This window comes from Paracoccus sp. NBH48 (assembly GCF_015390265.1).
Classification (GTDB): domain Bacteria; phylum Pseudomonadota; class Alphaproteobacteria; order Rhodobacterales; family Rhodobacteraceae; genus Paracoccus; species Paracoccus marcusii.
In genome coordinates, this window is the sequence record NZ_VUOJ01000001.1 from 97,441 (window position 1) to 119,407 (window position 21,967).

21 protein-coding genes are annotated in these 21,967 nt (G+C 70.0%); 11 read left to right on the forward strand and 10 right to left on the reverse strand.

The features are described from left to right. Positions 1-25: 25 nt before the first annotated feature. Positions 26-709: an ABC transporter ATP-binding protein gene (locus F1642_RS00500; RefSeq protein ID WP_255522020.1), complete on the forward strand. Its 684-nt coding sequence runs from the start codon at positions 26-28 to the stop codon at positions 707-709. Then, a complete protein-coding gene (locus F1642_RS00505; RefSeq protein WP_194885189.1) occupies positions 706-3,237 on the forward strand; it encodes an ABC transporter permease in 2,532 nt (843 codons plus the stop codon). Before F1642_RS00500 ends, F1642_RS00505 begins: the two co-directional genes overlap by 4 nt. Here the strand turns inward: F1642_RS00505 and F1642_RS00510 are convergent. The 10 genes from F1642_RS00510 to F1642_RS00555 all read right to left on the reverse strand — a co-directional run bounded on the left by F1642_RS00510 (position 3,234) and on the right by F1642_RS00555 (position 13,044). Next, on the reverse strand, positions 3,234-4,355 hold the full coding sequence (locus F1642_RS00510) for an AI-2E family transporter (RefSeq protein ID WP_194885190.1): 1,122 nt from the start codon (positions 4,353-4,355) through the stop codon (positions 3,234-3,236). The genes F1642_RS00505 and F1642_RS00510 overlap by 4 nt on opposite strands. Beyond that, positions 4,352-4,717 (reverse strand): monovalent cation/H(+) antiporter subunit G, encoded by a 366-nt coding sequence (gene mnhG / locus F1642_RS00515; RefSeq protein ID WP_194885191.1) that lies wholly within the window; start codon positions 4,715-4,717, stop codon positions 4,352-4,354. The genes F1642_RS00510 and mnhG overlap by 4 nt, the downstream gene beginning before the upstream one ends. Further along, on the reverse strand, positions 4,714-4,995 hold the full coding sequence (locus F1642_RS00520; protein ID WP_045983163.1) for a K+/H+ antiporter subunit F: 282 nt from the start codon (positions 4,993-4,995) through the stop codon (positions 4,714-4,716). Before F1642_RS00520 ends, mnhG begins: the two co-directional genes overlap by 4 nt. Next, positions 4,992-5,477 carry a Na+/H+ antiporter subunit E gene (locus F1642_RS00525; RefSeq protein ID WP_046000366.1) on the reverse strand — a complete coding sequence of 162 codons (486 nt, stop codon included), beginning with the start codon at positions 5,475-5,477 and terminating at the stop codon, positions 4,992-4,994. The genes F1642_RS00520 and F1642_RS00525 overlap by 4 nt, the downstream gene beginning before the upstream one ends. Beyond that, positions 5,477-7,117 (reverse strand): monovalent cation/H+ antiporter subunit D, encoded by a 1,641-nt coding sequence (locus F1642_RS00530; RefSeq protein WP_194885192.1) that lies wholly within the window; start codon positions 7,115-7,117, stop codon positions 5,477-5,479. Before F1642_RS00530 ends, F1642_RS00525 begins: the two co-directional genes overlap by 1 nt. Then, entirely contained in the window at positions 7,114-7,461 is a 348-nt protein-coding gene (locus F1642_RS00535; protein WP_045983165.1) for a Na+/H+ antiporter subunit C, read from the reverse strand. Before F1642_RS00535 ends, F1642_RS00530 begins: the two co-directional genes overlap by 4 nt. Next, positions 7,461-10,358, reverse strand: coding sequence for a monovalent cation/H+ antiporter subunit A (locus tag F1642_RS00540; RefSeq protein WP_194885193.1), 2,898 nt, complete (start codon positions 10,356-10,358; stop codon positions 7,461-7,463). The genes F1642_RS00535 and F1642_RS00540 overlap by 1 nt, the downstream gene beginning before the upstream one ends. Before the next feature lie 216 nt (positions 10,359-10,574). After that, on the reverse strand, positions 10,575-10,910 hold the full coding sequence (locus F1642_RS00545) for a hypothetical protein (protein WP_139599153.1): 336 nt from the start codon (positions 10,908-10,910) through the stop codon (positions 10,575-10,577). 97 nt (positions 10,911-11,007) lie between these two features. Beyond that, complete coding sequence (locus tag F1642_RS00550) at positions 11,008-12,369, reverse strand: sensor histidine kinase (protein ID WP_194885194.1); 1,362 nt, start codon at positions 12,367-12,369, stop codon at positions 11,008-11,010. A 6-nt stretch (positions 12,370-12,375) separates the two neighbouring features. Next, positions 12,376-13,044: a response regulator transcription factor gene (locus tag F1642_RS00555; protein WP_046000203.1), complete on the reverse strand. Its 669-nt coding sequence runs from the start codon at positions 13,042-13,044 to the stop codon at positions 12,376-12,378. Between the two features lie 99 nt (positions 13,045-13,143). Between F1642_RS00555 and F1642_RS00560 the strand changes: the two genes are divergently transcribed. The 9 genes from F1642_RS00560 (at position 13,144) to F1642_RS00600 (ending at position 21,868) form a co-directional block, all read left to right on the forward strand. After that, positions 13,144-14,241 carry an ABC transporter substrate-binding protein gene (locus tag F1642_RS00560; protein ID WP_206692627.1) on the forward strand — a complete coding sequence of 366 codons (1,098 nt, stop codon included), beginning with the start codon at positions 13,144-13,146 and terminating at the stop codon, positions 14,239-14,241. 84 nt (positions 14,242-14,325) lie between these two features. Further along, positions 14,326-15,270 carry a tripartite tricarboxylate transporter substrate binding protein gene (locus F1642_RS00565; RefSeq protein ID WP_240542512.1) on the forward strand — a complete coding sequence of 315 codons (945 nt, stop codon included), beginning with the start codon at positions 14,326-14,328 and terminating at the stop codon, positions 15,268-15,270. Next, complete coding sequence (locus tag F1642_RS00570; RefSeq protein WP_045982028.1) at positions 15,267-15,755, forward strand: tripartite tricarboxylate transporter TctB family protein; 489 nt, start codon at positions 15,267-15,269, stop codon at positions 15,753-15,755. Before F1642_RS00565 ends, F1642_RS00570 begins: the two co-directional genes overlap by 4 nt. 4 nt (positions 15,756-15,759) lie before the next feature. Continuing rightward, the gene (locus F1642_RS00575) at positions 15,760-17,277 is read left to right on the forward strand and encodes a tripartite tricarboxylate transporter permease (protein ID WP_194885195.1); all 1,518 of its coding nucleotides are present in this window, start codon (positions 15,760-15,762) and stop codon (positions 17,275-17,277) included. Between the two features lie 136 nt (positions 17,278-17,413). Continuing rightward, positions 17,414-17,575, forward strand: coding sequence for a hypothetical protein (locus F1642_RS00580; RefSeq protein ID WP_157020456.1), 162 nt, complete (start codon positions 17,414-17,416; stop codon positions 17,573-17,575). 194 nt (positions 17,576-17,769) lie between these two features. Beyond that, positions 17,770-19,044, forward strand: a complete 1,275-nt coding sequence (locus F1642_RS00585; protein ID WP_046000206.1) for a hemolysin family protein — start codon at positions 17,770-17,772, stop codon at positions 19,042-19,044. A gap of 15 nt (positions 19,045-19,059) precedes the next feature. Beyond that, positions 19,060-19,425, forward strand: coding sequence for a hypothetical protein (locus F1642_RS00590; RefSeq protein ID WP_194885196.1), 366 nt, complete (start codon positions 19,060-19,062; stop codon positions 19,423-19,425). A 72-nt stretch (positions 19,426-19,497) separates the two neighbouring features. Next, on the forward strand, positions 19,498-19,686 hold the full coding sequence (locus F1642_RS00595) for a hypothetical protein (RefSeq protein WP_046000208.1): 189 nt from the start codon (positions 19,498-19,500) through the stop codon (positions 19,684-19,686). 178 nt (positions 19,687-19,864) lie between these two features. After that, entirely contained in the window at positions 19,865-21,868 is a 2,004-nt protein-coding gene (locus F1642_RS00600) for a Hint domain-containing protein (protein WP_194885197.1), read from the forward strand. The last annotated feature ends 99 nt before the right edge of the window (positions 21,869-21,967 follow it).

Consider the following 21,967-nt stretch of genomic DNA (forward strand, 5'->3'; position numbering starts at 1 on the left):
CAGACCGCGACGAAGGAGCGACCCGATGGCCGACCCCGTGATCCGCCTGTCCGATGCGCATCTGACGTTGCAGGGCAATGCCGGGCCGGTCCCGATCCTGCGCGGCCTGTCGCTGCAGGTCGAACGTGGAGAGACGGTCGGGCTGGTGGGTCCTTCGGGATCGGGCAAGTCGTCGCTCCTCATGCTGATGGGCGGTCTGGAACGCGCCACGGGCGGCCTTGTCCAGGCGATGGGTCAGGACCTGACCGTACTGGACGAGGATGCGCTGGCGCGCTTTCGTCTGTCCCATATGGGGGTGGTGTTCCAGTCCTTCCACCTGATCCCCACCATGACGGCGCTTGAAAATGTCGCGACGCCCCTGGAGCTGGCCGGTGCGCCCGACGCCTTCGACCGCGCGGCAGCGGAGCTGGACCGCGTGGGCCTTGGCGCGCGGCGCGACCATTACCCCGCGCAACTGTCGGGCGGAGAGCAGCAGCGCGTGGCCCTGGCCCGCGCCGCCGCGCCGCGCCCGGCGATCCTGCTGGCGGACGAACCCACCGGCAATCTGGACGGGGCGACGGGGCAGGCGATCATGGATCTGCTGTTCGGGCTGCGCGCCGATCATGGCGCGACACTGGTCCTTGTCACGCATGATCCGGACCTGGCGCGACGCTGTGATCGTGTGATCCGCCTGGCCGACGGCCGTCTGGCCGCCGAGGCCGCGGCATGAGCCTGGCGCTGGCGGCCCGGCTGGCGCGGCGCGACCTGCGCGGGGGCCTGCGCGGGTTCTGGGTGCTGCTGACCTGCTTGGCGCTTGGCGTGGCCGCCATCGCCGCCGTGGGGTCGGTGCGCGCGGCGATCCAGGCGGGGCTGACCTCGCAGGGCGCGATCCTGCTGGGCGGCGATGCCGAGGTGCAGCTGACCTATCGCTTTGCCACGCCCCCAGAGCGGGACTGGCTGGAGGATCGGGCCGTAACGGTATCCGAAATCGTCGATTTCCGGTCCATGGCGGTGGTCGGGCAGGGGGATGCCTCCGAACGCGCCCTGACCCAGGTCAAGGGTGTCGACGCGGCCTGGCCCCTGCTGGGTCAGGCGGTGCTGGACCCGCCCATGCCGCTGGCGCAGGCCTTGGGGGCGACCCCGCAGGGCCTGCCCGGGGGCGTGATGGCGCCGCTGCTGGCGGACAGGCTGGGGCTGTCGCCGGGCGACGTGTTCCGCCTTGGCACGCAGGATTTCGTGCTGACCGCGCGGCTGGTCAGCGAACCCGATGCGGGGGCGGCCAGCTTCGGCTTCGGCCCCCGCACCCTGGTCCTGCGCGAGGCGCTGGCCGACAGCGATCTGCTGGGCGCGGGCACGCTGTATGACAGCAACTACCGGCTGGCGCTGCCGCCGGGGACCGATCTGGACGCGCTGCGGGCCGACTGGCGCGCGGCCTTCCCCGACAGCGGCGCACGCTGGCGCGACAGCCGCCGCGGCGCGCCGGGCATCGACAGTTTCGTGGACCGCATCGGGGCGTTCCTGGTGCTGGTCGGGTTGACCGGGCTGGCCGTGGGCGGGGTCGGCGTGTCGGCGGCGGTGCGCGCCCATCTGGCCCGCAAGACCGAGACCATCGCCGTGCTCAAGACCTTCGGCGCGTCGGGGCGCACGATCTTTCAGGTCTACCTGCTGCAGATCGGGGCGGTGACCGCGATCGGCGTGGCGGCGGGGCTGATCCTGGGGGCGCTGGTGCCCTTGGCGCTGGCGCCGCTGCTGACGGCGCGCCTGCCGGTGCCGGCGGTCTTCGGCGTCTATCCGGGCCCCCTGGCGCAGGCGGCGGTCTATGGCGTGCTGACCGCGTTCATCTTTGCGCTGTGGCCCTTGGCGCGGACGCGGCGCATTCGGGCGGCGACCTTGTTCCGCGACGCGGACGCATCCGGGGGCGGCTGGCCCGAACGGCGCTATCTGGTGATGATCGTTGCGGCGCTGATCGCGCTGGTGGGGGCTGCCGCACTGTTTTCGGGGCTGTGGCGGCTGACGCTTGGCATGGCGGGGGGCGTCCTGGCGGCCTTTGTCGTGCTGGCCGGGGCGGCGGCGCTGGTCCGGCGCGCGGCGGGGGCGGGGGCGCGGCTGGCACGGCGCAGACCCGCGCTGCGGCTGGCGCTGGCGGCCATCGGCGGACCGCGCAGCGAGGCGCTGTCGGTGATCCTGTCCCTGGGCCTGGGACTGACGGTGCTGGCGGCGGTGGGGCAGGTGTCGTCGAACCTGCGCCAGGCCATCGCGACCGAACTGCCCGAACGCGCGCCCAGCTATTTCTTCCTGGACATCCAGCCCGATCAACTGGACCCGTTCCTGACCCGGCTGCGGGACGATCCGCTGGTCGGCGACGTGCAGACCGCGCCGATGCTGCGCGGCATCGTCACGCAGCTGAACGGCCGCCCCGCGCGCGAGGTCGCGGGCGATCACTGGGTGCTGCGCGGCGACCGGGGCATCACCTATGCCGCGACCCCGCCGCCGGGCACCCAGATCACCCGCGGCGACTGGTGGCCCCAGGATTACGCCGGCCCCCCGCTGGTCAGCCTGTCCGAGGAGATCGCGACCGAGATCGGCCTGGACCTGGGCGACACCGTCACCGTCAACATCCTGGGCCGCGACATCACCGCGACCATCGCCAACCTGCGGGTGGTGGATTTCAGCGATGCGGGCATCGGCTTTGTCATGGCGCTGAACCCGGGCGCGCTGGCGGGCGCGCCACACACCCACATCGCCACCGTCTATGCCGATCCGGCGGCCGAGGCGCAGATCCTGCGCGATCTGGGCAACCGCTTTCCGAACATCACCGCCGTCCCCGTGGCCGAGGCGATCGACCGTGCCTCGGACGCCCTGGCGGGGATTGCGGCGGCGGTGGCCTGGGCGGCGGGGGCCACGCTGGTCACCGGCTTCGTCGTGCTGATCGGGGCCGCGGCGGCGGGCGAACGCGCGCGCGTCTATGAGGCCGCGATCCTGAAGACGCTTGGCGCGTCGCGCGCGCTGATCCTGGGCAGCTTCGCGCTGCGCCAGGCGCTGATGGGGGCGGCGGCGGGGCTGGTCGCGCTGTTGGGCGGGGGCCTCGCGGGATGGGCTGTCAGCCGCTTCGTGATGGACGTGCCCTATCGGTTCGACATGGGCTCGGCGCTGCCCATCGTGGCGGGCGGCATCGCCGCGACCGTCGTGGCGGGGTTGGCCTTTGCGTGGCGCCCGCTGGCCGCGCGGCCCGCACAGGTCCTGCGGGCGCAGGACTAGGGGTTGACGGGACCGGGCAGGGGGGCCACGGGCTGGGACACGTCGCGCTGCCATTCCCGCCAGATCGACATCATCAGCGCCATCAGCACCGGCCCCACGAACAGGCCCACCAGGCCCATCGTCTTGATCCCGCCGATCAGCCCGAAGAACGTGGCCAGGAACGGCAGCTTGACCGGGCCGCCGATCAGCACGGGGCGGATGGTCTTGTCCACGATGAACAGCTCGACCGTGCCCCACAGGAACAGCGCGGCGCCCGCGACCGGCGTTCCGCTGAACACCAGATAGGCCGAGATCAGCGTGAAGGACAGCGGCGCCCCGCCCGGGATCAGCGCCATGAACCCGGTCACGACCCCGAAGAACACCGGCGAGGGCACCCCTGCCAGCCAATAGGCCGTGCCCAGGATCACCCCCTCGCCGATGGCGATCAGGGTCATGCCGGTGACGGTCGCGCTGATCGTGGCGGGGACCACGCGCGACATGTGCGACCAGCGGCCGGGCAGGATGCGCGCGCCCACGCGGTCCAGCTGCGCCACGATGCGTTCGCCGTCGCGATAGAACACGAACAGCGCGATCAACGTGAACAGCAGGTTCAGCATGAAGTGGAACGCGGTCGATCCCGCGGTCAGGATGCCGCGATAGACGGAATAGATGTTCGACCCGGTCACCGCCTGGACCAGCTGGCTGATCGCGCCGGGCTGACCGATATAGGTGCGCCATTGCTGGTCCAGCCACGGCCCAATGCGGGGGATGTCAGCGATCCAGGGGGGCGTGGCCTCGCCCATGGCGTTCACGTTGCCCGCCCACAGGATCCAGACGCGCAGTTCGGCCGCCGCATAGGTCAGCGCCATCAGCAGCGGCACCACCAGGATGCACAGGATCGCCAGCACCAGCAGCGTGGCGGCCAGCGTCGGCCCGCTGCGCTGTGCCAGACGCTCGCGGATGCGCCAGCTGGCCACGCAGATGATCGTCGCGGCCAGGACCGGGATCAGGAAGCCGTGGAAGAAATAGATCGACGCCGCAAGGATCCCCAGCAGCAGCCAGCGCGCGGCCGACAGGTCGGTGACCAGCGGGCGCGGCGCCGGACGGGGAACGGCGTTGCGGTCGGCCCCTGGGGTCATTCGCGCGTCTCCGGGTGGTCGTCGCCAGGGGCGGGGGGCAGCGTGCCCTCGGCCCGGTCGCGGTGCAGGGCGGCGCGGCCCAGCAGCATCAGCGTGACGGGAACCGTCGTCATGATGCCCAGACCCACCATCAGTTCATGCAGGATCGGGCGCCCCTGCTGAAAGCTGGCCAGCAGCGCCGACCCCAGGATCACCCCGCCCGTCCCCCAGCTGGAGGCCAGCGTCGGCGCATGCAGCCGGTCATAGAAGCTGTTCATCCGCAAGAACCCCCAGGCCCCGATCAGCGTCAGCGTCGCGCCCAGCATCACCAGCCCCGCCACCGGAACGGCCAGCCACAGGGGGATGTCGTCAAGCGGGCTCATTCGATCACCTCTCCGCGGAACAGGAACTTGGCCAGCGCGATGGAGGCCACGAACCCCATCACCGCGATGACCATCGCGGCCTCGAACAGGTACAGTGAGCCAAGGCGCATCCCGGTGACCAGGAACAGCAGCATCACCGCGATATACAGCGTGTCAAGGGCCAGCACCCGGTCCTGGGCGCGGGGACCGCGCAGGATGCGCAGGCCCGCCAGGCAGCCCGCCAGGGCTAGGACCACCTGGGCATAGCCGATGGCAAAGGTCAGGATCGTGCCGCTCATTCGAAGATCTCCTGCAGCATGGGTTCATACACGTCGCGGATGACATGCAGGTAATGGTCGGTCTCGGCCCCGTCGAAGACATGCAGGACAAGCGTCTGGCGGTCGTGGGAATATTCGATCCAGGCGGTGCCGGGCGTGGCGGTCAGGATGATCGACAGCACCGCCAGCCCGGTCGGGCTGCGCAGCTGCAGCGGCACCTCGAGGAAGGCCGAGCGGCGGCCCGACCGCCCCTCGGTCAGGATCAGCCGCGCCACGCGGATGTTCGACCGGACGATGTCGCCGAACAGCGTGGCGATCAGCCGCGGCACCACGCGCCAGTTGCGCGGCGTGGCCCGTTCGGGGTGCAGCGACGACATCGCCCAGCCCGCCAGCAGCGCCAGCGCGCCCCCCAGCAGCAGGTGACCAAGCGAGAACCGCGTCATCACCATCCACAGCAGCGTCAGCAGGCCCGACTGGACGGGATAGGGGACAAGCCGGGTCATCATGGAACGTCCTCTGGGGTGGGCGGCTGCGCGTCGTCGGCACGGGGCGCGGTCAGCACGCCCTGGGCATAGCGCGACGTCTGGTGCAGCGCCTGCGCGGTGCGGTCGGTATAGCGCAGCACGGCCTCGGATTCGATGCTGATCATGGCCAGGACGGCGATCAGGGCCATGATCGGGGCGATCTCCATCGCCATGACCGGGGAATCGCGGTCGTCATTGGCCCAGAAGGTCTGGATGCCGATCCGCGCCAGACCGATCAGCGTGGCAAAGCCCGACACCAGCAGCAGCGCGACGAAGGCCCAGCCCAGCCAGGGGCTGGTGTCTGCCGTGTCGAAGACGCCCTGGATCATCGTCAGCTTGCCGATGAAGCCGGGCATCGGCGGCAACCCCGCCAACGCCAGCAGGCACAGCGCAAAGCACGCCGCCAGCAGGGCGGGGCCTGCGGCGATGGCGGGGCCGTCCGGGCCGTCGTCGTCGGACGGCAGGTCGGCCTTGGCGCCATAGATCTCGGCCGTCAGGGCCAGCATGGCGGCGATGCCGCCGTCGTCGCGCGACATCGGCTCGACCATCAGGAACAGGGCGCCCGCGGCCAGGGTCGACGCGACCATGTAATGCAGGGCGCCCGCCAGCATCCATTCCCCGCCCCCCGCCAGCGCCAGCCCGGTCACGGCAAGCATGGTGCCCGACGACAGGATCACCGCATGCGCCGCGATCCGCCCCAGGCTTTGCGACGCCAGCACGCCCAGCATGCCGAAGACGACCGTGGCCATGCCCAGCCCGATCAGCAGCCCCGCGCCCAGCCCCGCAGACGGGCCCGATCCGGCCGCGAACAGCAGCATCGTCAGGCGCAAAATCGCATAGATGCCCACCTTGGTCATGATCGCGAACATCGCGCCCACCGGCGCGGCGGCGGCCATGTAGGCGTTGGGCAGCCAGAAGGACAGCGGCCATATGCCCGCCTTGACCAGGAAGGCCACCCCCATCAGCCCCAGGCCCATCTGCAGCAGGGGCCGGTTGGCGGCATCGATGTCGGGCATCATGCTGGCCAGATGCGCCATGTTCAGCGTGCCCGTCACGCCATAGATCAGGCTGATCCCCAGCAGCAGCAGCAGGGACGCCGCCAGGTTGATCGCGATGTAATGCAGCCCCGCGCGGACCCGCACCTGCCCCGACCCGTGCAGCAGCAGGCCATAGGACGCGGCCAGCAGCACCTCGAAGAAGACGAACAGGTTGAACAGGTCGCCGGTCAGGAACGCGCCGTTCAGACCGACCAGCAGGAACTGGAACAGCGAAAAGTAATGCTGCCCCTGCCGATGCCAGGACGCCCGCGCATAGACCAGCGACGCCAGCGCCAGCACCGATGTCAGCAGCAGCATCATTGCCGCCAGGTGATCCAGCACCAGGACGATCGCCATCGGCGCGGCCCAGTCCCCCAGCAGGTAGAAGCCGATGTTCTCGGCCCCTTCGGACGCGCCCAGCTTGGCGCGCATCAGCAGCGCAACCGCCACCGCCAGGGTCAGCCCGGTCGCGATCAGGCTGAGCCAGAATTTCGCCGCGCGCTGGCGGTCGTCATAAAGCAGCATCAGCGCGCCGGCGACGAAGGGGATCAGGATCGGGGCGATGATCAGGTGCTGGCTCATGGCTGCTCTCTCTCGCGGCCGTCGACATGGTCGGTGCCGGTGAACCCGCGCGATGCGATCAGCACGACCAAGAACAGCGCCGTGGTGGCAAAGCTGATGACGATGGCGGTCAGGACCAGCGCCTGGGGCAGCGGGTCGGCATAGCGGGTCGGATCGACGAAGCCGCCCTTGGGCATGATCGCGGGCGCCGACAGCGTCAGGCGCCCCATGGAAAAGATGAACAGGTTCACCGCATAGGACAGCAGGCACAGCCCGACGATGACCTGGAAGCTGCGCGGGCGCAGGATCAGCCAGATGCCCGACGCCGACAGAACGCCGATGGCCAGGGACAGCACGATCTCCATCAGCGGATCTCCTTTGTGGCGGGGGTGGCATCGTCCTGTTCGCGCAGGCGCGCGGCGCGCAGGGACTGGTGGGCGATGGCGATCAGCATCAGCACCGTCGCGCCCACGACCAGGGCAAAGACCCCCAGGTCGAACAGCAGCGCGGTCGCGGCGGGCACGTTCCCGATCAGCGGGATCGAGACATAGCGGGCATGGGCCGACAGGAACGGATAGCCGAAGATCCACGACCCCATCCCCGTGCCCACCGCGATCAGCAGGCCGATGCCCATCCAGCGGATCGGCAGGATGGTCAGCCGCGCCTCGACCCAACGCACATTGGTGGCCAGGTATTGCAGCAGGAAGGCGATGGCCATGGTCACGCCCGCGGCGAAGCCGCCGCCCGGCAGGTCATGGCCGCGGAAGAAGAAATAGGCCGCGACCATGATCAGCACCGGGAACATCCACAGCATGATGACCGACGGTACCATCAGGTAGTCGTCCAGCGCCTGCTGGCTGGTGGCCTGCTGCTGGTTGGGCTGGTCCACGCTTTCGGGGGCGGGGCGGAACCGGCGCAGCAGCGAATAGACGGTCAGGCCGACGATCGCCAGCACGGCGATCTCTCCGAACGTGTCGAAGGCGCGGAAATCGACCAGGATGACGTTCACCACATTGGTGCCGCCGCCTTCGTAATAGGCGTTGGCCAGGAACCAGTCGCCCACGTTCGGGACCAGCGGCCGTGTCATCACCGAATGCGCCACCAGGGCGATGCCCGACCCGCCCGCGACGGCCATCACCAGGTCGCGCATCCGCCGCCTGCGCGCGGATGCCAGGTTGTCCTCGGGCAGGCCCGCCCGGCGTTGGGGCAGCCAGCGCAGGCCCAGCAGCAGCAGGACCGTGGTCACCACCTCGACCAGCAGCTGGGTCACGGCAAGGTCTGGGGCCGACAGCCAGGCGAAGGTCAGGCAGGTGACCAGACCCGCGCCGCCCAGCATCGCCAGCGCGGCAAAGCGGTGGTACTTGGCCTGCCACGCCGCACCCACAGCGCAGGCCCCGCCGATCAGCCACATCAGCGCGAATGCCGGGCTGAAATCGGTCACCCGCGCCGGGGGTGCCCAGGGGAACCGCGCGCCGATGGCCGCGACGGCCAGAAACAGCGCGACCGCCACCAGCAGGCGCAGCTGCGGCTGCAGCCGTTCGGTCGCAAGCCGGCCCAGCACGCGGCGGGGCAGGACCCACGCCCCCTTCAGCATCAGCCGGTCGAAGACGCGCTGCCCGCGCAGGCGGTGCAGCAGGGGCGGGCCTTCGGGGCCCAGGGGGATGCGGGTCCGGGTCATCGCATAGATCAGCGTGCCCACGCCCAGGGACACCAGGCTGAGCATCAGCGCCGCATTGACCCCGTGCCAGATCGCGATGTCGTAATAGGGCAGGTCGGGCCCAAGCACGGCGCGCGCGGCGCGGTTGATGACCGGGCCAATCACCGGCGCGGGCAGGATGCCCACCGCCAGGCAGGCCGCGGCCAGCAGGCTGACGGGCAGGCGCAGCAGAACCGGCGCCTCGGACACGCGGCCGCGCAGGGCGTCGGGCAGCGGACCGAAGAACACCGACGCGATGAACCGGATCGCATAGGCGGCGGAAAACGCGCTGGCCACGACCGCCAGATAGGGCAGGCTGTCGTCCAGCCAGCTGCCGTTGTGCCAGGCGACGGCCTCGGCCAGGAACATCTCCTTGGACAGAAAGCCGTTCAGCAGCGGCACGCCCGCCATCGCGGCGGATGCGATGATCGCCAGCGTCGCGGTGAAGGGCATCACGCGCGCGAGTCCGCCCAGCTTGCGCAGGTCGCGCGTGCCGGTCTGGTGGTCGATGATGCCCGCGGTCATGAACAGCGACGCCTTGAAGACCGCGTGATTGCAGATGTGAAAGATCGCGGCCAGGATCGCGCCCTGGCTGCCGATGCCGGCCAGCGCGGTGATCAGGCCCAGATGGCTGATCGTCGAATAGGCCAGCAACCCCTTGAGGTCGTGGCGGAACAGCGCGATCACCCCGCCGGTCAGGAAGGTCGCCATGCCGATGCCGGTCACGGCCAGGAACCACGCCTCGGTCCCGCCCAGGACGGGAGAGAAGCGGATCAGCAGGAACACCCCGGCCTTGACCATCGTGGCACTGTGCAGGAAGGCCGAGACCGGGGTCGGCGCCGACATCGCGCCGGGCAGCCAGAAATGGAACGGCACCTGCGCCGACTTGGTGAACGCGCCCAGCAGGAACAGCGCCAGGATCGCGCCGTACATCGGGTGTTCGCGCACCTGCGGCCCCGCGGCCAGCACCACGTCCAGATCGTGGCTGCCCACGACATGGCCCAGCATCAGCATCGCTAGCAGCAGGCAAAGCCCGCCCATCGCGGTGATCAGCAGCGCGGTGCGCGCGCCGTCGCGTGCCGCCTGGCCCTGGTGCCAGAACCCGATCAGCAGGAACGACACGACCGATGTCAGCTCCCAGAACACCACCAGCATCAGCAGGTTGCCCGACAGAAGGATGCCCTGCATCGCGCCGGTGAACGCCATCAGCAGAGCGAAGAAGCGTGGCAGGCGGTCCTTGCCCGCCATGTAGACCTGGGCATAGACGACGACCAGCAGGCCGATCGCGCTGACCAGCGTCGCGAACATCCACGCGAACCCGTCCATCCGCAGCGACAGCGACAGCCCCGCCGACGGCACCCAGTCCAGCGATGCGCGCAGCACCTCGCCCGACATCACGGGTCCCCCCAGCCCCGCCGACAGCGCGATCCCGGCCAGCATGGTGATGCCCGCCAGAATCCCCGCCGCGCGCCCCGAGACGCTGATCAGCAGAAGCGCGGAAAGGAAGGGCAGGACCGCCAGCAGCACCAGAAGGTTCTGCTGTGCAAGGGCGGTGGGGGTGATCATCAAGGGCGGTCCTTCGCTGGGGCGGCATGCAGGGCGGGGCAGGATCCCAGGCGAGATCATGCGGGCGTCGGGGGAATGCGGCAAGATGCGGGTGATGACGGGACGGCGCATGCGATGCGGCCGTGCCGCGGCACGATCCGTCCGGGATCACCTCTGTGGGGGCGGCCGCGGAGCCATCGGCCGCGGGTCAGGACAGCAGGCGTCCGCGGGCGCGGGTCAGGCCAGCGGAGGGCCGCGGGCGCGGGCAGGGCGGGCGACGCCCTGCGGCCGGGGAACGTCCGCGTCGGACGCGGCGATGACCGACACGGCCTGCGGCGGGACGGGCCCCGCGGGCGCGCGGTACCATGGATCGGCGTCCGGCAGAGGTGATGTCGCCTGCGGTCCGGCCGGAGCCTTGGAGGTCAGGACTGCGACCTGGGCCGGGCTGTCGGAATACAGCCGCTGCTCCTCGGTCAGGCGCAGGAACTGCGGCCCCAGTTCGACCGAGGCAGGCGCCGTCGCCCCGTACAGCGCAAGCTGCACGATGCTGGCCACCAGGACCAGAACGCGCATGATGCACGCCAAGGGTTTCCGCTGTCCGTCCATGGCGCGGATATTGCAGACGCCGCCGGGGCGATGCAAGGGCGGGTGGGGGGCGCAGACGCGTTTGTCACCCCACCGGCAGGTGCAGTTCGGCCCGCAGGCCGCGCCCCTGCGCCCCCGCGCGCAGCCGCAAGGTCCCGCCGAACAGCTGCGCGATCTCGGTCACGATGGACAGGCCCAGACCGCTGCCGCCGGGCCGCGCCTCGGCCGACGCGCCGCGGGTAAAGCGCGAGGTCAGCTGGTCCATCGCCGGGGCGGCGATGCCGGGGCCGTCATCCTCGACCGAGATCACCGCCGTGTCGTCCTGCCGCGCGACGCGGACGGTGACCTCTGCCCCGCGGCCGGCATAGGCCAGCGCGTTGTCGATCAGGTTCTTCAGCGCCTCGGCCAGCAGGACGGGTTCGGCGCGGACGACGACGGGCTGGCCGTCATATCCCAGGTCGATCCCCGCACCGGCGGCGCGCGGGATCATCTCTCCGGTCAGATCGCGGGCCAGGGCGTGGGCATCCAGCGGCGCGACCATCGGATGGCCCGCGGCCGCATCGACCCGCGCCAGCAGCAGCAGCTGCGCCAGGATCCGTTCGGCATCGGCCAGCGCCGCGTCGCCCTTGGCCACCGCCGATCGCGCGGCCTGCGCGTCGCCCGCCCGGTGCGCCAGTGTCAGCTGGGTGCGGATCACCGCCAGCGGCGTGCGCAGCTGATGGCTGGCATTGCCGGTGAAGTTGCGCAGCGCCGACAGCGCCGTGTCCAGCCGCACCATGAACGAGTTCATCGCCGCGACCAGGTCCTGGACCTCCTGCGGGACGTCGGTGGGCAGGGGGGACAGGTCGTCCGCGCGCCGCGCGCTGATCGCGTCGCCCAGCCTGTTCAGCGGGCGCAGCGCCAGCGGCACCGCGATCCAGATGATCGCCGCCGCCCCGCAGATCATCAGCGCCAACCTGGCCGCCGAGCGCAGCAGGATCGCCTGCGACAGCTGGTTCCGCGCCAGCTTGGATTCCGCGACCGTCACGCGGAACGGAATGGACTCGATGCCCGTCGACACGGTCCGCGCCAGCGTGATGACCCGGATCGGCGCGCCCGCGAACACCGCATCCGCATAGCCCGCGCCATCCGCGCCCGGTTCGGCCAGCGGCAGGTCGGCATAGCCGGTCATGAACCCGCCCGGCCCGTCGACGCGATAGAACACGCTGTCCTGCGCGGTCGAGGTCAGCATCTCCAGCGCGGAATAGGGGATGTCGGCCTGCAGGGCGGCATCGTCGCCCACCGTCACCCGTTCCGCGATGGCCAGCGCCGATCCGGTCAGCACCCGGTCGGACACGGCGCGGGCGGTGGACACGGCCTCGGACCAGGTGTCGGCCATCGCCAGCGTGCCCAGGGCGGCCGTGGCCGCCAGCAGCCAGGCCAGCAGGCGGCGGCGCAGCGATCCCATCGGCGCTCAGACGCCCTTGTCGATGTAATAGCCGATGCCCCGCGCGGTGCGCAGCTGCACCCCGTGGGGCGCCAGCCTGCGGCGCAGGCGGCTGGCATATTGCTCGATCGCGTTGTCCGACAGGGTATCCTCCAGCGAGGTCATGGACTGCATGATCGTCTCCTTGGGGACGACCTTGCCGGCGCGCATGAACAGCAGTTCCAGCAGCGCATGTTCGCGGGCGGGCAGGTCCATCGGCTGCCCCTCGGCCAGGAAACGGCGCGCGGTCAGGTCCAGCATGACGCCGCCGATCGTGACCTCGGCCGCGCGCAGGCCCGCCTGGCGGCGCAGCAGCGACCGGACGCGGGCCTCGAATTCGGTGATCTCGAAGGGTTTGACCATGTAGTCGTCCGCCCCCAGGTCCAGGCCGCGGACGCGTTCCTCGGGCGTGCCGCGGGCGGTCAGGATCATCACCGCGGCCGGGTCGCGGCGGGTGCGCATGCGGCGCAGGACCTCCAGCCCGTCCATCTGCGGCAGGTTCAGGTCCAGGATCACCAGGTCGAACCGTTCCGCCGCGATCAGCGCCTCGGCCGAGGCGCCGTCATCGACATGATCCACGGCATGTCCCGCACCGGCCAGAAGCTGCACCAGCCCGTCGGCCAGCGCCGCGTTGTCCTCGACCAGCAGAATGCGCATCGACCGTCCCCCCGGCGGCGATCTTAGGGCCGCGCGGGCCGGGCAGGCAAGGGCGCGCGGCCCGCTTGTCCGGCGGGGCGGCGGGTGCCACGATGCGCCATGCTGGTGCGCATGATTCCCCGCCTGTCCTGCGTTGCGCTGATCCTGTCCGTCATCGCCGGGGCGGCGGCGGCCGACACGCTGCGGTTTCCCGCGCCCTCAGGCGCGCAGGACCGGCCGCTGCGCCTTTACATGTCGTTGGACGAGGATCTGGCCCGCCCGCTGATCCAGGGGTTCCAGGCGCTGAACCCCGACATCGCCGTCGAATATCAGGACCTGCTGACCGGCCAGATCTTTGCACGCATCACCGAGGAGACGGACGCCGGCGGCACCACCGCGGATCTGGCGTTCTCCTCGGCCATGGACCTGCAGATCAAGCTGGCCAATGACGGCTATGCCCAGGCGGTGGCCACGCCGTCCTCGGCCGACTGGCCGCGCTGGGCGAACTGGCGCGACACGGCCTATGCGATCACGTTCGAACCCGCCGTCCTGGTCTATCACAAGCCCAGTTTCCGCGACCGCCGGCCCCCCGCAACCCGGTTCGAGCTGCTGGACTGGCTGGATCATGGCGGGGCGGCGGTGCAAGGGCGCATCGGCACCTATGACATCTCGCTGTCGGGGGTGGGATACCTGTTCCTGGCCCGCGACCAGGAGCATTTCTTTGACATCTGGAACCTGGGCCAGGCGATGGGACGCGCGGGCGTCCAGCAGTTCGCGACCTCGCGCGAGATCCTGGAACGCGTAGCCGACGGGCGGCTGGCGGTCGGATACAACATCCTGGGGTCCTATGCCGCGGACTGGGCGCGGCAGGAGCCGGACGTGGGCCTGCTGTTGCCGCGCGACTTCACTGTGGTCGTGTCGCGGGTGGCGCTGGTGCCGCGTGCGGCGGCGCGGCCCGACCTGGGCGCGGCCTTCCTGGCCTTCCTGATGTCGCGCGAGGGCCAGACCATCCTGGCCGAGGAGCTGCGCCTGCCCGCCGTCAGCTTGGAGGTGTCGTCGGGCGCGGACGGTATGCCCCCGGCGCTGGGCGCGCAGCTGCGCCCCGTGGCGATCAGCCCCGGCCTGCTGGCCTATCTGGACCAGTCGCGCCGCGCCCGGCTGATCGCGCGATGGCAGCAGGCATTGTCCCCGCCGGAGCCGGAGCCGGGCCCGGAATAATCGCGCCGATGTCAGCTTTGCGTCAGGTTGGCGTGTCAGGATGCCCGTTGCCGGGTGGAGGCCCGGCCAATGGGGAGGACTATCTTGAAACACGCGATTCTTGCGGGCCTGTTCACCGCGGCCCTGGCCGTTCCGGCGCTGGCCACCGACTATACCATCCTGGCGCCTGCCGCACCGGGCGGCGGCTGGGACCAGACCGCCCGCACCATGCAGGAGGTCCTGCAGGCCGAGGGCATCTCTGATTCCGTGCAGGTCCAGAACGTTCCGGGCGCCGGCGGCACCGTGGGTCTGGCGCAGTTCGCGTCCTCGGCCACCGGAAAGGCCGACCAGCTGATCGTGGGCGGCTATGTGATGGTCGGGGCGATCCTGACCAACGCCTCGCCCGTGTCGCTGGCCGACGTGACGCCCATCGCCCGCCTGACCGGCGAGTACGAGGCGATCGTGGTGCCCACCGCATCCGAGATCCAGGACATCAACCAGCTGGTCGAGATGCTGAAGGCCGATCCCGGCTCCGTCAGCTGGGCCGGCGGTTCGGCGGGCGGCGCGGACCACATCGCGGTGGGCCTTCTGGCCAATGCCGCCGATGTCGACCCGACCGCGATCAACTACATCGCCTATTCCGGCGGCGGCGAAGCACTGGCTGCGATCCTGGGCAACCAGGTGACCGCGGGCATCTCCAGCCTCGGCGAGTTCAAGCCGCAGGCCGATGCCGGGACGCTGCGCATCCTGGCCGTCACCTCCGAGGAGCGGATCGAGGGCGTCGACGCCCCCACCCTGACCGAGGTCGGCCTGGACGTCGTGCTGCAGAACTGGCGCATGGTCGCCGCCCCCGCAGGACTGTCCCCCGAGGACGAGGCCGCCATCGCCGCCGACATCGAGACGATGGCCAAATCGACCGCATGGCAGGAGGCGCTGGCGACCAAGGGCTGGGCCGACACCTATCTGGCGGGCGACGCGTTCCGCGCCCAGCTGGAGGAGGAGACCGCCACGACGGCCGCGGTCCTCAAGGACATCGGGCTGGTCGAATGACGACTGCCCCGGACACGAGACGCCGCCCCGACGGGGCGGCGCTGACCGTGGCGGCCGTGCTGGCGCTGATCGCGGTCATCATTTTCCGCGACGTGGCCACGCTGCCGCAGAACCGGGGCTATTCCGGCGTCGGCCCGGCCGACGTCCCGCGCTGGATCGCCTGGGCGCTGCTGGCGCTGTCGGCCTGGACCGTCGTCGCGGCATTCCGCGACGCGCCGGCCGAACGCCCGGCCCAGGATCCCGCGCCCATCGCCTGGATCATCGGCGGCCTGGCCGCACAGCTGGCGCTGCTGAACACGGCGGGCTTCGTCATTGCGACCGCGCTGCTGTTCGCGGCCACCGCCCGGGCCTTCGGCAAGCGCAACCTGGCGCTGACCCTGCCCATCGGGCTGATCTTCACCGGGACGATCTATCTGGTCTTCTCCCAGCTTCTGAACCTCAGCCTTCCGGCGGGTCCGCTGGAACGCCTGATCACGGGGGGCTAAGGGCATGGACACGTTCGGATATCTGTTTCAGGGCCTGATGGTCGCGACCGACCCGATGATCCTGCTTTACGCGCTGATCGGCGTGACCGTGGGCACCGCCGTGGGCGTGCTGCCCGGCATCGGGCCCGCGCTGACCGTGGCGCTGCTGCTGCCGGTGACCTACGGGCTGGACCCGGCTGGGTCGCTGGTCATGTTCGCGGGCATCTATTACGGCGGCATGTATGGCGGATCGACCACGTCGATCCTGCTGAACACGCCGGGCGAAAGCGCCTCCATCGTGACCGCGCTGGAGGGCAACAAGATGGCCCGCGCCGGACGCGGCGGGCCGGCGCTGGCCACCGCTGCCATCGGATCCTTCGTCGCGGGGCTGGTCGCGACGCTGCTTCTGGCCTTCGTCGCTCCGACGGTGGTCAAGCTGGCCCTGACCTTCGGCCCGCGCGAGTATTTCGCGCTGATGGTGCTGGCCTTCGTCACCGTGTCGTCTGCCTTTGGCGACAGCGCGCGCAAGGGGCTGATATCGCTGTTCATCGGACTGGCGCTGGCCTTGGTCGGCATCGACCAGCTGACCGGTCAGGCGCGGCTGGATTTTGGCGTCCCGCAGCTGCTGGACGGGATCGAGGTTACGACCCTGGCCGTGGCGCTGTTCGCCGTGGGCGAGGCGATGATCGTCGCCGCCAACCGTCATGGCGTCGAGGACAAGGTGACGGCGGTCAAGGGATCGGTCTGGATGACGCGCGAGGACTGGAAGCGGTCCTGGAAGCCCTGGCTGCGCGGCACCTTCATCGGCTTTCCCATCGGCGCCATGCCCGCGGGCGGTGCCGACATCGCCACCTTTCTGTCCTATGCCGCCGAGAAACGCGCCGCCAAGCGCCCCGAGGAGTTCGGCCACGGCGCCATCGAGGGCGTCGCCGGGCCCGAGGCCGCGAACAATGCCAGCGCCGCGGGCACGCTGGTCCCGCTGCTGACGCTGGGCCTGCCGACCACCGCCACCGCGGCCATCATGCTGGCCGGGTTCCAGCAGTTCGGCCTGCAGCCCGGGCCGTTGCTGTTCGCGACCAACCCGGACCTGGTCTGGGGCCTGATCGCGTCGCTGCTGATCGCCAACGTGATGCTGGTGATCCTGAACCTGCCGCTGATCGGGCTGTGGGTGCGCCTGCTGACCATTCCGCGGCCGTGGCTTTACGCGGGCATCCTGTGCTTTGCCACGTTGGGCACGATCGGCGCCAACCCGTCCCCGATCGAACTGTCGATGCTGCTGATCTTTGGCGTCATGGGCTACCTGATGCGCCTCTACGGCTATCCCATCGCGCCGGTGGTCGTGGGGCTGATCCTGGGCCCGATGGCCGAACAGCAGCTGCGCCGCGCGCTGTCGATCAGCCAGGGCGACGTGATGACACTGGTCTCGACCCCGGTGTCCGCGGGGTTGATCGCGGTCGCGGCCTTGGCGCTGATCGTGCCGATGATCATGCGGGCCCGCGGCAAGGGTCAGGTCCTCAGCCAGATGGCATCGGACGAGGATTGACGCGAAACCCCGGCCCGGTGACGGGCCGGGGGTCATGCATCCGGCGCAAGGCTGGGTTGACCGGATGCTGCATTGCAGAAACGGGGGTCGGACCCGATATCTCTGCTGTCACCTGATGACGGAAAGAGAGACCGAAATGACCACCCTGCGCAATGCCTGGAACCGCCTTCTGTCCGCGATGGACACTCTGGGTGCCAGCCTCGAGGCGGCCCGCGCCGTCCGCGCCCATCGCCGTCCCGCCGATGCCAGCCTGAAGCAGCTGGGCATCCGCCGCGACAGCTTTCCGACCCATATCTGATCGCGGCCCCGGCCCGATCCGCCACCCGGCGCGCCGCCCCCGCGGCGCGTCTTCGTGTTTCCGCGCCACGTTGGCGGAAAACCGACGATTGCGTGAACGGACACGGAAAGGTGCTGGTCCGATGGGGGGCCGTCGCCTATCGTGGCGGTCCAGGACGGCCGTGACGCCGCCTTTCATCACCTGACGAAAGTCCCATGCTCCTCGAAATCGCCATCGTCCTGCTGTTGACCCTCTTCAACGGCGTTCTTGCCATGTCCGAACTTGCCATCGTCTCTGCCCGGCCCGCCCGGCTCAAGACCATGGCCCAGCAGGGCAGCCGGGGGGCCGCGACCGCGCTGGACCTGGCCGCCGATCCGGGTCGGTTCCTGTCCAGCGTCCAGATCGGCATCACGCTGGTGGGCGTGCTGTCGGGCGCCTTCTCGGGCGCGACACTGGGCACGCGCCTGGCCACCGCCCTGGTCGCGGGGGGCATGCAGCCCGCGTTGGCCCATACGCTGGCCGTGGGCGGCGTGGTCGTCGCCATCACCTATCTGTCGCTGATCGTCGGGGAACTGGTCCCCAAGCAGATCGCCCTGCGCGCCCCCGAGGCCGTGGCCGCGCGCATCGCGCCGCTGATCCGGATGATCTCGCGCATCGCGGCGCCGGTGGTCTGGGTGCTGGACCGGTCGGGGCGGGTGCTGCTGGCCCTGCTGGGCCAATCGGGCAAGGCCGAGAGCAGCATGTCCGACGAGGAGATCAAGGTCATGCTGGCCGAGGCGCACAACGCCGGCGTCATCGCCCCGGCCGAGAACGAGATGATCGCTGGCGTCATGCGGATCGCCGACCGCACCGCGCGCGGCCTGATGACCCCGCGCCACGAGGTGCTGATCGCCGACGCGAACGCCACCCCCGACGATTTGGCGCAGGTCTTCCGCACCGGCCATCGCTCTCGCATCCTGCTGCGGGACGGGGCCGATGACGACATCGTCGGCGTCATCCATGCCCGCGACCTGATCCGCCTGCAGGCCGATCCCGCCGCCGACCCGCGCGCGCTGATTCAGGCGGTGCCCGTCGTGCGCGACGGTCTGCCGGCGCTGAACGTGATCGAGCAGCTGAAATCCTCGCCCGCGCACATGCTGCTGGTCTTTGACGAATACGGGCATTTCGAGGGTGTGATCACCGCGATGGACGTGCTGGAAGCCATCGCCGGCGATTTCCCCGACCCCGGAGAGGACGAGCCCAAGGCCGTCCGGCGCGACGACGGCAGCTGGCTGATCGCGGGCTGGATGCCGGTGGACGAATTCTCCGACCTGCTCGGCGTCCCGCTTCCCGAGGATCGCGATTACGAATCCGTGGCCGGCCTGGTTCTTGACCTTGCGGGCGTCCTGCCCGAGGTGGGCGCCCACGTGACCCTGTCGCCCTGGCGGATCGAGGTGGTGGACCTGGACGGCCGCCGCATCGACAAGCTGCTGGTCGCCCGCATCGACTGAGGAACGCCAGAACCGATGTCCGCCCCGCCGAACGCCGCATCCCATAACAGCCTCAGGACCTTTGTTCTGAGGCTGTGGACCGTCCGCGCGGTCCTGCTGCTGGTCGCGGCGGTGGCGGTTTCCCATCCGGCCTGGCAACGGCAGGTGCCGCATCTGTCTGGCGACCGCCTGTCCCAGGTCGACCTGCCTGCAACCATCGCGCTGGTCGACCGCCAGAGCGTGCCGGTGGTGCCGTCACCCGCCGCGGGGGCCGATCCGGAACCGTTTTCGCCGCCGCCCCCGCGCGCGCCCGTCAGGCTTGTCCTGCCGCAGGCACGCCGCGCCGCACCGCCGCGGCCTGTCCGGCGGACGCGCAGGCCCCGCGCGCCGCCACGCCCCTGAAACAATGACGATCTGAACGGACACCGCCCGGGCGGGCGGTTCGTCGCGACCTCATTCTTTCAGGACATCCAGATGACAGAGATGAACCAAGACCGGGCGGCCACGCCCCCGGCACCGACCGACATGGACGCGCAACCCGGCCCGGTCGAGGACTGGCGCCTGGTGCAACCCCCGACCACGCCGCACAGCGTCCTGCTGCACTGGGCGATCTTCGCGCTGGTGTTCGGCGGGGTGATCGGTGCCCTCGTGCTGATCTATTGACCGGCGCGGCATGGTGCGGCGGGGCCGTGCCATGCCCGTGGCCTGTAGAAAAGGACAACTCTCAATTGGGCAGCGTTTTGGACTAAACCGACATAAGTCAGCGGGTGCGAATCGCCGGGCAGAAGCCCTCAGCGACCCGGGGCATGTGATGTAACCAGCGACATTGTGAGGACTATCCATGGCCGCAGATCTTCCCGGAACCACGGGTGACGACACGATCGTGGGCACCGCCGAGGGCGACACGATCAACGGCGGCCCGGGCAATGACACCATCGACGGCGGTCCCGGAAATGACACCGTCAACGGTGGCGAGGGCGCCGACCATCTGACCTGGAACGGGTCGGCCGAGGGTGGCGAGCACGACACGTATATCGGTGGCGACGGGCATGTGCCGGTCTTCGACGGTTCCTATGTCATCGGCATGACGGGGTCCGAGAATTACACCTTCGATCCCTACAACCACAACGGCGGCGACACGCTGAGCCTGAACCCGGACAGCAACGCCGACATGACGGTCACCTATTCCTCGACCGAGGCGGGGACCGCGACCGATTCCAACGGCAACACCATCGAGTTCCAGGGAATCGAGCGGGTGTACCTGGGCGACGGCAACCACAATGTCGACGCCTCGAATGCCGACATCCTGTATGTCGACGGCCCGACGCACACGGTCGGCATGCGCCTTTATTCCGGCAACGGGGATGACACGATCCTGGGCAGCTCGGGCACGGACTACATCCAGAGCGGCGGCGGCAACGACATCGTCCATGGCGGCGACGGCAACGACGTGATCGAGACCGGCGGCGGCGACGACGTCGCCTATGGCGGGGACGGTGACGACGGCTATCGTTGGGGCAACGGCGGCAGCGACGCGCCGATCGGGAGCGACCTTTACGACGGCGAAGGGGGGTACAACACCCTGAACGCCTGGCAGTCCGCCCCGTCGGAGCCCACCGAATCCGCGCCCGGCGTGCATGTCGTGCTGGACAGCTCCAGCTCGGGCGACATCGACGCCCTGGGCGGCGTGGACGGGCATCTGCGGTTCCTGAACATGCAGAACCTGCGGACCGGCGGTGGTCATGACGTGATCGACGGATCGGCGGCAGGCGTCGACGGATACCGCGTCTTTGCCGACGCGGGCAACGACATGATCATCGGCAGCGACGGCAACGACGTCCTGGAAGGCGGGTGGGGCGCCGATACCATCATCGGCGGCCTTGGCAACGACGAGATCTCGATGAACGGCGATCTGTTCGCCGCCGTCAGCCGTCCTGATGCCGAGGTCGACACGCTGGTCCTGACCGACGGCTTTGGCCATGACACGATCCGCGGGTTCGGGTTCGGGGACGAGCTGGACAGCGAGGGCAACCCCGCCGCCGCGGACGTGCTGGACCTCAGCGGCCTGCATGATGCCGATGGCAACCCGATCGACCTGTCAGACGTCAAGATCCGCGCCGATGTGGACGAGTGGGACAACAAGTACGCCGTCATCTCCTTCCCGAACGGGGAAGAGCTGTGGATGCGCGACGTCGATCCCGACAGCCTGACACCGTCGCGCCTGAACGGGATGGGCATTCCCTGCTTCTGCGCTGGCACGATGATCCGCACCCCCGATGGCGACGTCGCGGTCGAGGACCTGCGCGTGGGCGACCTGGTCGAGACCCGCGACAACGGCGCCCGTCCGATCCGCTGGATCGGGGGGCGCGCGCTGGACCGCGTCGATCTGACCATGGTCCCCAAGCTGCGTCCGATCCGCATCCGCGCGGGCGCCCTGGGGCAGGATCTGCCAAGCCGCGACCTGATGGTGTCGCCGCAGCATCGCGTGCTGGTCCGGTCGGCCATCGCGCAGCGCATGTTCGGCACGACCGAGGTTCTGGTCGCCGCACGTCAGCTGACCGCGCTGGACGGCGTCGACGAGGTCGCGGTGGACTCGGTCCAGTACTATCACATCCTGTTCGCCCGCCACGAGATCGTCTTCTCGAACGACGCGCAGACCGAGTCGCTGTATACCGGGCCGCAGGCGATGAAATCTCTGGGCCAGGCCGCTCAGGACGAGATCTTCACGCTGTTCCCCGAACTGCGTGCCGGCCCGTCGGAACCCGCACGGCCCTTTGTGCCCGGCGGCAAGGCCCAGAAGATGGTTCAGCGCCACCGCCGCAACGGCAAGACGCTGGTCTGCTGACCAGGACCAAGCATTCACGGCCACTGCATCCGAAGGCACGCCGCCTTTGGTTGCGGTGGCCGTTCCTTTAGGCGTCGGCCGTCAAATGGCAGCATCCGA

Bases quoted from the DNA above. Each gene is read 5' to 3' on its own strand.
- F1642_RS00520 (WP_045983163.1), bottom strand. From the start codon at position 4,995: ATGAGCGGCACGATCCTGACCTTTGCCATCGGCTATGCCCAGGTGGTC.
- F1642_RS00590 (WP_194885196.1), top strand. From the start codon at position 19,060: ATGTCCGCCCCGCCGAACGCCGCATCCCATAACAGCCTCAGGACCTTT.
- F1642_RS00560 (WP_206692627.1), top strand. From the start codon at position 13,144: ATGCTGGTGCGCATGATTCCCCGCCTGTCCTGCGTTGCGCTGATCCTG.
- mnhG (WP_194885191.1), bottom strand. From the start codon at position 4,717: ATGAGCCCGCTTGACGACATCCCCCTGTGGCTGGCCGTTCCGGTGGCG.
- F1642_RS00585 (WP_046000206.1), top strand. From the start codon at position 17,770: ATGCTCCTCGAAATCGCCATCGTCCTGCTGTTGACCCTCTTCAACGGC.
- F1642_RS00550 (WP_194885194.1), bottom strand. From the start codon at position 12,369: ATGGGATCGCTGCGCCGCCGCCTGCTGGCCTGGCTGCTGGCGGCCACG.
- F1642_RS00595 (WP_046000208.1), top strand. From the start codon at position 19,498: ATGACAGAGATGAACCAAGACCGGGCGGCCACGCCCCCGGCACCGACC.
- F1642_RS00555 (WP_046000203.1), bottom strand. From the start codon at position 13,044: ATGCGCATTCTGCTGGTCGAGGACAACGCGGCGCTGGCCGACGGGCTG.
- F1642_RS00535 (WP_045983165.1), bottom strand. From the start codon at position 7,461: ATGGAGATCGTGCTGTCCCTGGCCATCGGCGTTCTGTCGGCGTCGGGC.
- F1642_RS00570 (WP_045982028.1), top strand. From the start codon at position 15,267: ATGACGACTGCCCCGGACACGAGACGCCGCCCCGACGGGGCGGCGCTG.
- F1642_RS00500 (WP_255522020.1), top strand. From the start codon at position 26: ATGGCCGACCCCGTGATCCGCCTGTCCGATGCGCATCTGACGTTGCAG.
- F1642_RS00505 (WP_194885189.1), top strand. From the start codon at position 706: ATGAGCCTGGCGCTGGCGGCCCGGCTGGCGCGGCGCGACCTGCGCGGG.
- F1642_RS00510 (WP_194885190.1), bottom strand. From the start codon at position 4,355: ATGACCCCAGGGGCCGACCGCAACGCCGTTCCCCGTCCGGCGCCGCGC.
- F1642_RS00530 (WP_194885192.1), bottom strand. From the start codon at position 7,117: ATGAGCCAGCACCTGATCATCGCCCCGATCCTGATCCCCTTCGTCGCC.
- F1642_RS00525 (WP_046000366.1), bottom strand. From the start codon at position 5,477: ATGACCCGGCTTGTCCCCTATCCCGTCCAGTCGGGCCTGCTGACGCTG.
- F1642_RS00545 (WP_139599153.1), bottom strand. From the start codon at position 10,910: ATGCGCGTTCTGGTCCTGGTGGCCAGCATCGTGCAGCTTGCGCTGTAC.
- F1642_RS00580 (WP_157020456.1), top strand. From the start codon at position 17,414: ATGACCACCCTGCGCAATGCCTGGAACCGCCTTCTGTCCGCGATGGAC.
- F1642_RS00575 (WP_194885195.1), top strand. From the start codon at position 15,760: ATGGACACGTTCGGATATCTGTTTCAGGGCCTGATGGTCGCGACCGAC.
- F1642_RS00600 (WP_194885197.1), top strand. From the start codon at position 19,865: ATGGCCGCAGATCTTCCCGGAACCACGGGTGACGACACGATCGTGGGC.
- F1642_RS00540 (WP_194885193.1), bottom strand. From the start codon at position 10,358: ATGATCACCCCCACCGCCCTTGCACAGCAGAACCTTCTGGTGCTGCTG.